This window comes from Buchnera aphidicola (Kaburagia rhusicola ensigallis) (assembly GCA_039830025.1).
Taxonomy (GTDB): Bacteria; Pseudomonadota; Gammaproteobacteria; order Enterobacterales; family Enterobacteriaceae; genus Buchnera_B; species Buchnera_B aphidicola_AW.
Genome location: CP140040.1, coordinates 1 through 13800, shown reverse-complemented (window position 1 = coordinate 13800; position 13800 = coordinate 1). Strand labels below are relative to the sequence as shown.

The 13800-nt window shown below is 25.5% G+C and carries 14 protein-coding genes; 2 read left to right on the top strand and 12 right to left on the bottom strand.

Going from position 1 to position 13800, the window contains the following annotated elements; genetic code table 11:
• Positions 1 to 2 precede the first annotated feature (2 nt).
• Genes yidD through rpmH form a run of 3 tightly spaced genes read right to left on the bottom strand, consistent with a single transcriptional unit; the run spans position 3 to position 736 of the window.
• The gene (gene yidD, locus U0T55_00070; protein ID XBC42834.1) at positions 3 to 260 is read right to left on the bottom strand and encodes a membrane protein insertion efficiency factor YidD; all 258 of its coding nucleotides are present in this window, start codon (positions 258 to 260) and stop codon (positions 3 to 5) included.
• Positions 239 to 556, bottom strand: coding sequence for a ribonuclease P protein component (rnpA, locus tag U0T55_00065; GenBank protein ID XBC42833.1), 318 nt, complete (start codon positions 554 to 556; stop codon positions 239 to 241). Before rnpA ends, yidD begins: the two co-directional genes overlap by 22 nt.
• Before the next feature lie 33 nt (positions 557 to 589).
• A complete protein-coding gene (gene rpmH / locus U0T55_00060) occupies positions 590 to 736 on the bottom strand; it encodes a 50S ribosomal protein L34 (protein XBC42832.1) in 147 nt (48 codons plus the stop codon).
• Between the two features lie 678 nt (positions 737 to 1414).
• On the opposite strand from rpmH, the gene dnaN reads away from it, so the two are divergent.
• Positions 1415 to 2500: a DNA polymerase III subunit beta gene (gene dnaN / locus U0T55_00055; GenBank protein XBC42831.1), complete on the top strand. Its 1086-nt coding sequence runs from the start codon at positions 1415 to 1417 to the stop codon at positions 2498 to 2500.
• 41 nt (positions 2501 to 2541) lie between these two features.
• The gene (gene gyrB, locus U0T55_00050) at positions 2542 to 4956 is read left to right on the top strand and encodes a DNA topoisomerase (ATP-hydrolyzing) subunit B (protein ID XBC42830.1); all 2415 of its coding nucleotides are present in this window, start codon (positions 2542 to 2544) and stop codon (positions 4954 to 4956) included.
• 152 nt (positions 4957 to 5108) lie between these two features.
• Here gyrB and atpC read toward each other — a convergent pair whose 3' ends face one another.
• The 9 genes from atpC to mnmG form a co-directional block, all read right to left on the bottom strand.
• Positions 5109 to 5510, bottom strand: a complete 402-nt coding sequence (gene atpC, locus U0T55_00045; GenBank protein XBC42829.1) for an ATP synthase F1 subunit epsilon — start codon at positions 5508 to 5510, stop codon at positions 5109 to 5111.
• Positions 5511 to 5527: 17 nt separating this feature from the next.
• The gene (gene atpD / locus U0T55_00040; GenBank protein ID XBC42828.1) at positions 5528 to 6925 is read right to left on the bottom strand and encodes a F0F1 ATP synthase subunit beta; all 1398 of its coding nucleotides are present in this window, start codon (positions 6923 to 6925) and stop codon (positions 5528 to 5530) included.
• A 17-nt stretch (positions 6926 to 6942) separates the two neighbouring features.
• Positions 6943 to 7815, bottom strand: a complete 873-nt coding sequence (atpG, locus tag U0T55_00035) for an ATP synthase F1 subunit gamma (GenBank protein XBC42827.1) — start codon at positions 7813 to 7815, stop codon at positions 6943 to 6945.
• A 37-nt stretch (positions 7816 to 7852) separates the two neighbouring features.
• On the bottom strand, positions 7853 to 9394 hold the full coding sequence (gene atpA, locus U0T55_00030; protein XBC42826.1) for a F0F1 ATP synthase subunit alpha: 1542 nt from the start codon (positions 9392 to 9394) through the stop codon (positions 7853 to 7855).
• A gap of 10 nt (positions 9395 to 9404) precedes the next feature.
• Positions 9405 to 9938: a F0F1 ATP synthase subunit delta gene (locus U0T55_00025; GenBank protein XBC42825.1), complete on the bottom strand. Its 534-nt coding sequence runs from the start codon at positions 9936 to 9938 to the stop codon at positions 9405 to 9407.
• Between the two features lie 15 nt (positions 9939 to 9953).
• Complete coding sequence (locus U0T55_00020) at positions 9954 to 10424, bottom strand: F0F1 ATP synthase subunit B (protein ID XBC42824.1); 471 nt, start codon at positions 10422 to 10424, stop codon at positions 9954 to 9956.
• A 108-nt stretch (positions 10425 to 10532) separates the two neighbouring features.
• Complete coding sequence (gene atpE / locus U0T55_00015; GenBank protein XBC42823.1) at positions 10533 to 10772, bottom strand: F0F1 ATP synthase subunit C; 240 nt, start codon at positions 10770 to 10772, stop codon at positions 10533 to 10535.
• A gap of 34 nt (positions 10773 to 10806) precedes the next feature.
• Positions 10807 to 11625 (bottom strand): F0F1 ATP synthase subunit A, encoded by an 819-nt coding sequence (gene atpB / locus U0T55_00010; GenBank protein ID XBC42822.1) that lies wholly within the window; start codon positions 11623 to 11625, stop codon positions 10807 to 10809.
• Between the two features lie 291 nt (positions 11626 to 11916).
• Positions 11917 to 13800, bottom strand: coding sequence for a tRNA uridine-5-carboxymethylaminomethyl(34) synthesis enzyme MnmG (gene mnmG / locus U0T55_00005; protein XBC42821.1), 1884 nt, complete (start codon positions 13798 to 13800; stop codon positions 11917 to 11919).

Sequence of the window (13800 nt, the reverse complement as noted above, 5' to 3'; positions counted from 1 at the left end):
ATTCAATTTTCTCTTTTACTTCTAGCTGTTTTTGGTATTTCATCACAACCACCAGGATGTAAAGGATGACATTTTAATATTCTTTTTATTATTAAATAACATCCTTTTATTAAATTAAAATTATGTAGTGCAGACAAAGCATAATTTGAGCAAGTTGGTTTAAATCGGCAATTTGGTATAAATAAAATGCTAATAAATCGTTGATAAAATAAAATGATTAAAATAAGACACCTAGAAATTATTGATAATAACAAACCCATAAATTTTCCAATTTTTGCGCTAATAATTTACAATCTGTCATTGCAGAACTAGAATTAGCAATTACTATGAAATCTGAATTAATCAATTTATATTGATTTAATCTAAAACTTTCTCGAATTATTCGTTTAATTTGATTCCTTTTAAACGAATATTTAATATTTTTTTTTGATAAAATCATTCCTAGACGGGGAAAAGTGAGTGTATTATTACGTTTTAATATTATTAATTCTTTACATTTAACTTTATGCGCATGATTAAAGACATGCTGAAAATGCAAAGTAGTTAACAATTTCATTTTTTTTTTAAAAAAAAATTTATCATGAATATATTATTTAATAGAAGAAACAGTAAGACGGATTCTACATTTAGAACGTCGACGTGATAAAATATGACGACCATTTTTTGTACTCATTCGCATTCTAAAACCATGAGATTTATTTCTTTTCAGTACAGAAGGTTGGAAAGTTCGTTTCATTTTTTTAATACCCTGAATTTAACTAATGTCAAATATTTAATAGAAAATACATAGCTTAATTATATAAACTCATTTTCTACTTAAAACAGTAAAATACTATATTGCTAGAACATTCATATAACAATATTATAAATAAAAAATTTATGTTCATCCAGTACTATTAACAATAAATATTGTTTTTAAAATATAAAAATATTTTAGTAATCATAATTTTTAGATATATTGAGAATTTAATATTCTAAATGTTTAATTATACAATTTTATATCTATAAAATTAAATATATTTTATGATGTTTTATATATACTCATATACACTTTGAAATTTAAAATTTTAGAAAGTTATTTTCTGTTTGTTATTTCATAACACGCTTATCATATTATTTCTATAATTAAAATTATAAATTATCAATTACCAAATATCTCAAATAAAATAATATACTTACATCTATATAACTAATATATTATATATATCATTTTTAGTTTATTTCTAGATTAAAATATATGAAACTGATATTATTTTAATAGATCATTAACTATGTTTTTAAATATAAAAAAATTTATTTAATTTCATGAATAACATTTATTTTGTCAATTAGAATACTATAATTCCAAAAAATAATGTATTCATAATATAACTTCAATAAATTAATGAAATTTACAATTAAAAAGAAAAATCTTTTGTGTTCTTTACAAAAAATAAATAATTTAATCACAAAAAACACCTTACATCCTATATTGGAAAACATTTTAATAGAAGTAAAAAATAATACTTTATTTCTAACTTCTACTAATTTAGAACTAGAAATTCAGGTTCAAACATCTGAAATTTCTTCCTATATACCAGGAAGTATAACAGTATCAGGAAGAAAAATATTTTCTGTATGTAGAAAATTACCTGATAATTCTGATATAACTATATTTTTAAAAACTGATAAAATAAAAGTTTTTTCACACAAAAGTTACTATTCATTAGCAACGTTACCAGCTATCGATTTTCCTAATTTTCAGGCAATAAAATATCAAATTAATTTTTCTATTTTACAAAATACATTTAGAAATATAATTTTTACTACTCAATTTTCTATGGCTATTCAGGATTTTCGATATTTTCTTAACGGATTATTTTTAGAAATAAAAAATCAACATTTATATGCAATAGCAACTGATGGCTATCGTATGGCAATATGCAAAACACCATTAAAACATTTATTTAAATATTATTCTGTTATACTACCAAGAAAAAGTGTCATTGAATTATTTCGGTTATTAAATAATACATCAACATCTATTTTTATTAGCATAAATAACAATTATTTTCAAATTCATGTTGATAATATCATTTTTACGAGTAAAGTGATTGAAGCAAAATTTCCACAATACTCATCCATTATATTACAGAACTCTAATAAAAAAATTATTGTTAATACACTACTATTTAAACAAGCGTTATCTCGAATAATAGTTCTTTCTAATGAAATGTTTCGAGGCATTCTAATAAAAAGTAATAGAAATCAACTCAAAATTACTACCAGTAATCAATATGATGAAAAAGCGTATGAATTACTAGAGATAATTTATATTAATACTAATATCGAAATATCTATTAATGCGCATTATATGTTAGATATTTTAAATGTAATTGAAAGTAATGAAGTATGTTTGTTAATAAATGATGCTAATTCTAGTATACAAATTCAACAAAAAAATTATATAGACAATCATAGTTACAAATCTGTATATATTTTAATGCCATTAAGAATGTAAAAAGTATAAATATTTTTTAAAAAAATGTATTAGGAACAATAATGTCAAATTCTTATAGTTCATTAAATATTAAAATTCTAAAAGGTTTAGATGCTGTTAGAAAACGTCCGGGAATGTATATAGGAAATATAGATGATGGAACTGGTTTGCATCATATGGTTTTTGAAATAGTAGATAACTCTATAGATGAAGCATTAGCTGGGTTTTGTAAAAAAATAATCGTTACTATACATACTGATAATTCTGTATCTGTTCAGGATGACGGGAGAGGAATACCTACTGATATTCATAAAGAGGAAGGAGTTTCTGCAGCAGAAGTTATTATGACAGTACTTCATGCTGGAGGAAAATTTGACAATACTTCTTATAAAATTTCAGGAGGATTACATGGAGTAGGTATTTCAGTAGTAAATGCATTATCAGAGAAACTAGAATTAAATATTTATAGGGATAAAAAAATCTATCAACAAATATATCATAATGGAAATCCTCAAAATCCATTATCTATCATAGGACATACTAAACTAAAAGGTACAAAAATACGATTTTGGCCAGATTTAACTATTTTTACAAATATTATTAAATTTAATGTTGATATTTTATCTAAAAGATTACGAGAACTTTCGTTTTTAAATTCTCATATTTCAATATATTTATATGATATTTCTAAAAATGTTCATGAAAATTACTGCCATCAAGGAGGATTAAAAGAATTTGTTCACTTTTTAAGTAAAAACAAAAAAGTTATCCATTCTAAAATATTTTATTTTGCTTCTGAAAAAGATAATATCGAAGTAGAAATTGCTATGAGATGGCATGATGGGTTTCAAGAAAATATATATTGTTTTACTAATAACATTCCTCAACAAGATGGTGGTACGCATTTAGCTGGTTTTAGATCAGCATTAACTCGTACGATAAACAACTATATAGATAAAGAAGGGTATACTAAAAAAAATAAAATTAATATTACAGGAGAAGATTCGAGAGAAGGATTAATTTCTATTATATCAATTAAAATTAGTGACCCCAAATTTTCTTCTCAAACTAAAAATAAATTAGTTTCTTCAGAAGTGAAGTCAGTAGTAGAATCTTTAGTAAATGAACATTTAATAGAATTTCTTTTAGAAAATCCTCATGATGCTAAGAGCATTATTACAAAAATTTTAGAAGCTTCTCGAATAAGAAATGCAGCGCGTCGAGCAAGAGAAATTACCAGAAAAAAAGGATTTTCAGACTTATCAACGCTACCTGGAAAATTAGCTGATTGTCAAGAAAAAGATCCTTATTTATCAGAAATTTACTTAGTAGAAGGAGATTCTGCAGGTGGATCTGCTAAGCAAGCTAGAAATCGAAGAAATCAAGCAATTCTACCTCTTAAAGGAAAAATTCTTAACGTAGAAAAAGCAAAATTTGAAAAAATGTTGTCTTCGCAAGAAGTAACATCATTAATTACAGCATTAGGATGTGGAATAGGAGAAAATGAATATAATCCAAATAAATTAAGATATCACCGCGTAATTATTATGACAGATGCAGATGTTGATGGATCTCACATTAGAACTTTATTATTAACATTTTTTTATCGTTATATGCCTGAAATAATTAAACGTGGGCATTTATATATTGCTCAACCTCCATTATATAAGATAACGAAAAATAAAAAAGAAAGATATATTAAAGATGATGTAGAAATGGAAAAATATAAAATAAAATTGATTCTAGAAAACACAATTTTAAAATCTACTTGTAATACCAATATTTTAGCAAACTCTTCTAAAGAACTAAAAAAATTAATATTACAATATAAAAATATTCAAATAATATTTGATCAAATAAAACATAATTTTTCATCAATTATTCTTAACGAATTACTCTATCATTCTAAATTAGATCCATCAGATAATAAAGATAATATAATATGTTGGACAAAAAATTTTACAGATAGTTTAAGTTCTAAATCAAATGATACTTCCAATTATTCTTTTAATATCATACATGATTCAATTAATAGTACGTTTCAATTATATATTTTAAAAAGAGAAAAGGGAGAAGAGAAACAATATCATTTTCAATATGAATTTTGGAATAGTTACGAATATCAAAAAATTTGTCTTTTAGGAAATAAATTACAAAATTTAAAGAAAAATCATGTCTTTATAGAACAAAACGGTAAACACTATTCTGTTAGTAATTTTGAACAAACTCTACCAATTTTAATTAAAAACTCTTTAAAACATGTATATATTCAAAGATATAAAGGATTGGGAGAAATGAATCCAGAACAATTGTGGAAAACAACAATGAACCCTGATACAAGACGCATGCTCAACATTACTATTCATGATTTTGAGAGTACTAATAAATTATTTAATACTCTTATGGGAGATACTGTCGAACCGAGAAAATTATTTATAGAATTATATGCATTGAAAGCAAAAAATATTGATACATAAAATTGATTTGAAATATTATAATAGATTTTTAGCTATTTATAATTCTAATGTTTTAATTAATTTAGCAAGCGACAGGAATAACTATATGAATCTCATTCTCTGCCGCGAAATTATATGGCTCTCTTTTATAAAAAATTAGTTGTACATTTAAATTAAATTTTTAGAATATTACTAGAATTTATTTTACTTAACTCATAAGGTAATGTTTGTAATAACTTTTTTTTATGTTCAATAAAACTATTTTTTATTTTCTTTTTTATGATATATTCTATTTTGATAATAGATTTTTGATCTAATTTTAATATTTTATAAATAATACCAGTTAAAATATTTATTGTTTCAGGTTGTATCTCTATAATACCTCCTGATAAATAAATATAATTCATTTTATTATTTTGATCTAATATATACAAAATTCCTGATTTAATAAATGATAGTAATTGTAAATGTCCTGGATAAATACCTAAGTTTCCTGCACTTCCTAAAACTTGGATCTTTTTTATTGATGAAAAATAAATAAATTCTTCGGGACTTGTTATATTTAAATGACACATCATAATTTACATCCAATTTATAATTTTTTTGATTTTTCTATAACTTCGTCTATAGTACCTACCATATAAAACGCTTGTTCTGGATAATCATCTAAATTACCACTAAGAATTTTTTTAAAACCACAAATTGTATCTTTTAAGGTAACATATTTTCCTGAAAAACCAGTAAAAATTTCTGCCACAAAAAAAGGTTGAGATAAAAATTTTTGAATTTTTCTAGCTCTTGATACTAGTAATTTATCTTCTTCAGATAATTCATCCATACCTAATATAGTGATAATATCCTTAAGTTCTTGATATTTCTGTAAGATAGATTGTACACCTGTTGCAACATCATAGTGTTCTTGTCCTACAATTTGAGGATCTAATTGACGACTTGTAGAATTTAAAGGATCAACAGAAGGATATATTCCTAATGACGCTATTTGACGACTAAGTGTTATAGTTGAATCCAAATGTACAAATGTAGTAGCTGGAGAAGGATCTGTTAAATCATCAGCAGGAACATATACAGCTTGTATAGAAGTAATCGATCCTAATTTAGTTGAAGTTATTCTTTCTTGAAGTAAACCCATTTCTTCAGATAATGTAGGTTGATATCCTACAGCAGAAGGGATTCGTCCTAATAATGCTGATACTTCTGTTCCAGCTAAAGTGTAACGATATATATTATCTATAAATAACAAAACGTCTTTTCCTTCATCTCGAAATTTTTCGGCTATAGTTAATCCCGTAAATGCTACTCGTAATCTATTTCCAGGAGGTTCGTTCATTTGACCGTAAACTAGAGATACTTTATCTAATACTTTTGAATCTTGCATTTCTCGATAAAAATCACTACCCTCTCGTATTCGTTCACCTACGCCAGTAAAAACTGAGTAGCCTGCATGTTTTATAGCGATATTTCTAATTAATTCCATCATATTTACTGTTTTACCTACTCCTGCACCTCCAAACAAACCAACTTTTCCTCCTTTTGAAAAAGGACAAATTAAATCAATTACTTTGATACCTGTTTCTAATATTTCATAAGAATTTGATTGTTCTTCATATCCAGGTGCTGATCGATGGATTTCCCAGTATTCTACTTGACTGTTATCTTTATTTTTTAGTGCACCTTTCATATCTATAGGTTGTCCTAAAACATTTATAATTCTGCCTAATGTTGATTTACCTACAGGTGTTTTAATACCATGTTGTAGATCTATAACTGACAATCCTCTTTTTAATCCATCAGAAGATCCCATAGCAATCGTTCTAACTATTCCTGATCCCAATTGCTGTTGTACTTCTAAAATCAAATCTATATTGTGGTTTTTAACAGACAGTGCATTATAAATTTTTGGTACTGCATTATAAGGAAATTCAACATCAATAACAGCACCAATGATTTGTACTATATTTCCAGTAGTCATTTTAAATATACTCTTAATTAATTTAATGGAACTGCAGCAGCACCTGAAACAATTTCGGTTAGTTCTTGTGTAATGCTATCCTGACGGGCTTTATTGTAAATAATTTGTAATTCTTTAATTAAATTTTTACTATTATCTGTAGCTTGTTTCATAGCTATCATGCGAGCAACTTGCTCACACGCATAATTTTCTAAAATAGCTTGGTATATTTGAAATTCTATATAGTTCTTTAGTAATACATTTAATAAATGTTGCGAATTAGATTCATAAATATAATCCCAATTTTTATTATTTTTTATATTTAAATTATTTTTTAACAACGGCAATAATTGTATAATTTGAGGTGTTTGAATAAAAGTATTTTTAAACTGATTATAGGATAAGAACAATCCATCAAGTTTATTTTCATGATATTTTTTTAAAAGATCATGGATACAATTTAGGCAATTTAGAAATGTATAATTATATTTTAAGTTACTTTTGTGGTAGATAATATTTTTAGAAAAAGATTGAAAAGATGATAATCCTTTTGATCCAAGAATAAATAAGTAACTTATAATATTGTTATTTTTATATGATAAAATAAACTTTGTAATTTTTTTAAAAAGTATTGTATTTAAACTACCGCATAAGCCTCGATCTGTTGAAATAATAATGATACCTATTTTTTTTATTTCTTTGTTTTCTAAATATACATGTTGATAATTAGCATTATTTCCTATTATGTTATCTATAATTATTTGAATGGTATTTAAGTATGGACGTCCAGAATTCATTTGGTTTTCGGCTTTTTTTATCTTTGAAATAGACACCATTTCCATTGCCTTTGTAATTTTTTTTGTGTTCTTTATGCAACTAATTTTATTTCGAATTTCTCTAATGTCAGACATACATTTTTCTCATATAATTTTTAGTGTTTTACAAAAACTACCAATATTGATTTGATTTAAATGTATTAATTATATTAATAAGTTTATCATTAATATTTTTGTTAAAATCACCATTTTCATTAATAGATTTCATAAATTCAGGAAATTTTTCATGAGCAAAAGAAATCAATGTTTTTTCAAAATTTTTTATTTTTTCTATAGGAACATCATTTATAAAACCCCGATTAGCTGAAAATAAAATTAGTGATTGTGCTGCGATAGACATAGGCTGGTATTGTTTTTGTTTTAAAAGTTCAATTAATTTTTTCCCATGAATTAATTGATTTCGAGTTGTTTCATCTAAATCAGAAGAAAATTGCGAAAAAGAAGCTAATTCTTGATATTGAGCTAAACTTGTACGAATTCCAGAAGAAACTTTTTGAATGATTTTATGTTGAGCAGCACTACCTACCCGAGATACTGAAATTCCAGGATTAATAGCTGGACGAATGCCAGAATTAAATAAATTTGATTCCAGAAATATTTGTCCATCAGTAATAGAAATAACATTAGTGGGTATAAATGAAGAGACATCTCCCCCTTGAGTTTCAATAATAGGCAAAGCTGTTAATGAACCTGTTTTATTTTCTTTTTTTTGTTGCATTTTTTGATAAAGATAGTGACTGTTTACTCTACATGCTCTTTCCAACAAGCGGGAATGAAGATAAAAAATATCACCAGGGAACGCTTCTCTTCCTGGAGGACGCCTTAATAACAAAGAAATTTGTCTATATGCTACTGCATGTTTTGACAAATCATCATAAATAATTAAAGCATCTTCTCCGCAATCTCTAAAGTATTCTCCCATAGCACAGCCAGAATATGGTACTAAATATTGTAAAGCAGCGACTTCAGAAGCAGAAGCAACAATAACGATTGTATGATTTAATGCATTGTTATCTTCTAATTTTTTTACTATATGGGAAACGGTAGAAAATTTTTGCCCAATAACAACATAAATACATTTTATATTAAATGATTTTTGATTAATAATAGTATCAATAGCCAACGCTGTTTTTCCAGTTTGACGATCTCCTATAATTAGCTCTCTTTGTCCGCGTCCTATTGGAATCATTGAATCAATAGATTTATATCCTGTTTGTAATGGTTGATTTATTTTTTCTCTATCAATAACGCTAGGAGCACAAGATTCTATAGGAAGAAAACTTTTTTCTTGAATGGAACCTTTTCCATCAATAGGTAATCCCAAAGTATTTATTACTCGTCCTAAAAAATTAGAGCCTACCGGAACTTCAAATACTCGGCCAGTACATTGAACTATAGTTCCTTCAGAAATATATTGGTATTCACCCATTATTATTGCACTTACAGAATCTCTTTCTAAATTTAACGCTATAGCATATCGATCATCAGGTAGTAAAATCATTTCTCCTTGCATTACATTAGATAAACCATAAATTCGTATAATTCCATCACTTACTGAAGTAATTATTCCTTCGTTATAAGTATTACTAGTAATATCAAATTCAGCAATTCTTTTTTTTATTAGTTCACTTATTTCATTAGAGTTTAATTGCATTGGTATTCTCTTAATGTTGTAAAAAATATAATAAATTTTTTAATTGATGTTGCACAGATAAATTAATAACTGTGTCATCAAATTTAATAATGAATCCGTTAATTAAATTTAAGTTAATTTTACATTTTATATGAATGTTCTTGGACAAACGTTTTTCTAATATTTTTTGAATGTAATTTAATTGATTTGTATTTAGGGTATAAGCTGATATTATTGTAACATGCGTAATATTTTCATGAATATTACGTAAAAAAATAAATTCTAAATATATACTTTCTAGCAATATTAAGCGTCTTTTTTCCACTAAAATTTTAATAAAATTTTTTCCATATTTATCTATTTTTTCTCCACACATAGAAATAAAAAAACTAGATAATTGCTGAAAGAAAGACATGCTTGAAATTATTTTTTTTATATTGATGTTATTAGATATGTAAACCATATGGTTTAACATATTTTGCCAAGAATCTAATGTATTATGATAAATAGCAAATTCATGAATTGCTCGAGCATATGGATGTGCTATGCTTTTGAATTTTATCATGAATGTTTATATCCTTTATAATTTTTGAATTAAATTATTAATAATATTTTTTGTACTTTCATCGTCTATTTTATTTTTTATGATTTTTTCAGCAATATTAATGGAAATCTGACTAATTTCCTGAATCAATTGATGACGTAATTTTTGATATATAATTTTTATTTCGCATTGTGTTTGTTCTAGAATTTTTTTTCTTTCTTCTTGTGCCTGTATGTTAGCTTGTTTTAAAATGAAAACTTTTTTTTCTTTTACTTGTTTTATCATATCATGAGTTTGATTTTTAATAATATTAACTTCATTATTGATTTTTTTTCGATAAGAATCTAGTTCTTTTTTGCTATTTTTGACATACGATAAAGAATCTGTTATCTCTTTTTGTCTATTGTTTATAGCATGTATAATAGGAGGCCATATATATTTCATACAAAAAAGAACAAACAAGAAAAATGCAATAGCTTGACCTAAAATAGTGGCATTAAGGTTCATAATAACTTTACCTCTAAAAAATAAATTTCTTTACGTTACTTAAATAGATAACGTAAAGATTATATATATAAAAACATAAAATAGATAAATATGCGTATTTAAAAAATATTATATAATTGCAAATAGCATATATAAGCCTAATCCTACAGCAATCATAGGGATAGCATCAATTAATCCCATAATGACAAAAAATTGTGTACGTAATAAAGGTATTAAATCTGGTTGTCTTGCTGTTCCTTCTAAAAATTTACTACCAAGTATTCCAATTCCAATTGCTGCTCCTATTGCAGCTAATCCTATCATGATAGCAACTGACATATAAAGCATATCTGTGTTTATACTTTGCATATGAGTGTCCTTTATAAATTTTTTAAATTATTAGTTAGTGGTTTTTAGAAGCCATAGATAAATATACTATTGTTAATGTCATAAAAATAAAAGACTGAAGAAAAATGATTAAAATATGAAAAATTGCCCAAGGAAGACTGAGTAACCATTGCATCCACCATGGAAGCAATCCAGCAATTAAAATAAAAATCATTTCGCCAGCATACATGTTTCCAAATAAACGTAAACTTAAAGAAATAGGTTTAGAAAGTAAACTTATAGTTTCTAATAAAACATTAAAAATAAAAAATATTGGATGCTGAAATGGTTGTATTACTAAATCTTGTAGAAAATTTTTTATACCTTTAACTTTTATTCCATAATAAATAGTTAAAATAAAAATAACTAATGCCATCGAAACAGTAATATTAATATCAGCTGTTGGAACAATTCTAATAGTTGAAAATCCAAAAAGAAATCTACAAATTAAAGGTATAAAATCAATTGGTAAAAGATCCATTAAGTTCATTAAAAATATCCAAGAAAAAATAGTTAACGATAGAGGAGCAATTAATGAATTAGTATTTTTACAAACATCATTTACGCTTTTATTTACAAAATCAATCGTTAATTCAATTGCTGTTTGTAGTTTATTAGGTACACCACTTGTACATTTTTGTGAAATTTTAAAAAAAGAAATTAAAAATATTAATCCTAAAATGATAGAAAAAAACATTGAATCAATATTGATAGTCCAAAAATTAGTAAAATTTTCATTTACACCTGAAATTTTAAAAGTATATAAGTTTAGCTGCAAGTGATGTAAGTGATGATTAATGTATTGCGATAAGCTAAACTCTTTTTCTAAGATCATTTTAGATGTTACCTTTTTGAATTATTTGAATACCAAAAAATTTTATAAATATAAATAGTATTTAAAAACGTAATATAGATAATTATAACTTAAAAAATAATATTGAGTTAATAAAAAATAAAATCACTGATGTAATTGGATTAAAATTTCATAATATTTATTTTTTTCTATATGTTAATTAAAAAATAGAATATTTCTTTAAAATAATATGTATTCATAACATTAAATATAACCAAATTTTTAATTATTTTCCAGGTAGTTACAATGGAATCATTATTTTAATAAAAATTTTTATAACAAATATTTATTACATTTTTTTAAATAAATTAATAAAATAGAAATAGCTGCTGGAGTAATACCAGAAATTCTAGAAGCTTGACCAATGGAATAAGGTTTATGATAATTTAATTTTTCAATTACTTCATTGGATAAGCCTTTTATTTCATGGTAATTCTTTATTTTAGTAAGTATCATGTTTTCTTTATGTAAATATCGAAAAATTTCTTGTTGTTGACGAAAAATATAACCTTCATACTTTTCTTGAATTTCTATTTGTTGAGTAGCTTCTATGTCTTGTATACCTGGACCAAAAATTTTTAATGACATCAAATTATTGTATGTAACTTCTGGTCGTTTTAGTAGTTCTTTTGCGCTAGATTTTGTATTTAATTTTGTTTTTAGCAATTTATTTAATGGATTAATATTATCTAAAAAAGGATTAATTTTTAAGTTTTCTAAACGTGTTGATTCATCTTTAATATTTTTTAATTTTTGATTATAACGTGTCCATCTTTTTTTATTTATTAAACCTAATTTTTTTCCTATTTCAGTTAAACGTAAATCTGCATTATCTTCTCGAAGGGTTAATCGATACTCTGCTCTAGCAGTAAACATACGATAAGGTTCTTTGGTGCCTTTAGTACATAAATCGTCTATTAGAACTCCGAGATAAGCCTCGTTACGTTTAGGAAACCATCCATTTTGATACGATGAATATAATGCTGCATTTAATCCAGCTAGTAATCCTTGAGCAGCTGCTTCTTCATAACCTGTAGTTCCATTAATTTGACCTGCTAGAAATAAACCAGAAATAAATTTACTTTCCAAAGTTAATTTTAGATGTCTAGGGTCAAGATAATCATATTCAATAGCATATCCAGGCTGAATAATTTTAGCATTTTCTAATCCTATAATAGATTTTACAATTTTTTCTTGAATCTTTTCTGGTAAACTAGTCGAAATTCCATTAGGATATATTTCAATCCCAGATAAACTTCCTGGTTCTAAAAAAATTTGGTGAGTTGATTTGTCGGAAAAGCGAACAACTTTATCTTCAATAGAAGGACAGTAACGCGGACCTTTTCCTGTTATGCTGCCTGAATATGTTGCACTAAGATGAAGATTGTCATTTATAATAGCGTGAGTAATTTCATTAGTGTACGTAATATGACATGGAATTTGTTTAGGATGTTCCGATATCGATCCTAAAAAAGAAAATACTGGTAAAGGATCATCGCTATATTGAGATTGCAATTTTTTAAAGTCAATTGTTCTACAATCTATTCTTGGTGGTGTTCCTGTTTTCAATCTTGATATATTGATGGGTAAATCACGTAATCTTAACGCTAAATCTATAGAAGCATTATTTCCTATCCTTCCTCCATTAAAACTATTTAAACCAATATGAATTTTTCCTCCTAAAAAAGTTCCAGTAGTTAAAATGACTGATTGAGAAAAAAATTGTGTATTATCGTACATTATAATACCTTTAGAACAATAATTTTGAATAATAATATCCTTTACTTCTCCTTCTAATATTGATAATCTTTTTTGAGATTGAAGAAATTTTTTAATAGTTTTACTATAGATTTTTCTATCTGCTTGAGCTCTAGTTGAACGAACAGCAGGACCTTTTCTAGAATTTAGAATTCTAAATTGAATACCTGACTGATCAATAGCTTTTGCCATAATGCCACCTAAAGCATCAATTTCTTTTACTAATTGACCTTTTCCAATTCCACCAATAGCTGGATTACAAGATAGAGTACCAATGGTACTTATTGCTTGAGTAACCAATAATGTAGAATATCCCATTCTGGCAGCTGCTGATGCTGCCTCAGTTCCTGCATGCCCACCACCGACTACTATAACGTCGAATTTTGTTTGTAATGACAT

Bases quoted from the DNA above. Each gene is read 5' to 3' on its own strand.
- atpC (XBC42829.1), bottom strand. From the start codon at position 5,510: ATGTGTCATTTAAATATAACAAGTCCCGAAGAATTTATTTATTTTTCA.
- U0T55_00025 (XBC42825.1), bottom strand. From the start codon at position 9,938: ATGATAAAATTCAAAAGCATAGCACATCCATATGCTCGAGCAATTCAT.
- atpD (XBC42828.1), bottom strand. From the start codon at position 6,925: ATGACTACTGGAAATATAGTACAAATCATTGGTGCTGTTATTGATGTT.
- mnmG (XBC42821.1), bottom strand. From the start codon at position 13,800: ATGTCATTACAAACAAAATTCGACGTTATAGTAGTCGGTGGTGGGCAT.
- yidD (XBC42834.1), bottom strand. From the start codon at position 260: ATGGGTTTGTTATTATCAATAATTTCTAGGTGTCTTATTTTAATCATT.
- U0T55_00020 (XBC42824.1), bottom strand. From the start codon at position 10,424: ATGAACCTTAATGCCACTATTTTAGGTCAAGCTATTGCATTTTTCTTG.
- atpE (XBC42823.1), bottom strand. From the start codon at position 10,772: ATGCAAAGTATAAACACAGATATGCTTTATATGTCAGTTGCTATCATG.
- atpG (XBC42827.1), bottom strand. From the start codon at position 7,815: ATGTCTGACATTAGAGAAATTCGAAATAAAATTAGTTGCATAAAGAAC.
- rpmH (XBC42832.1), bottom strand. From the start codon at position 736: ATGAAACGAACTTTCCAACCTTCTGTACTGAAAAGAAATAAATCTCAT.
- atpA (XBC42826.1), bottom strand. From the start codon at position 9,394: ATGCAATTAAACTCTAATGAAATAAGTGAACTAATAAAAAAAAGAATT.
- gyrB (XBC42830.1), top strand. From the start codon at position 2,542: ATGTCAAATTCTTATAGTTCATTAAATATTAAAATTCTAAAAGGTTTA.
- atpB (XBC42822.1), bottom strand. From the start codon at position 11,625: ATGATCTTAGAAAAAGAGTTTAGCTTATCGCAATACATTAATCATCAC.
- rnpA (XBC42833.1), bottom strand. From the start codon at position 556: ATGAAATTGTTAACTACTTTGCATTTTCAGCATGTCTTTAATCATGCG.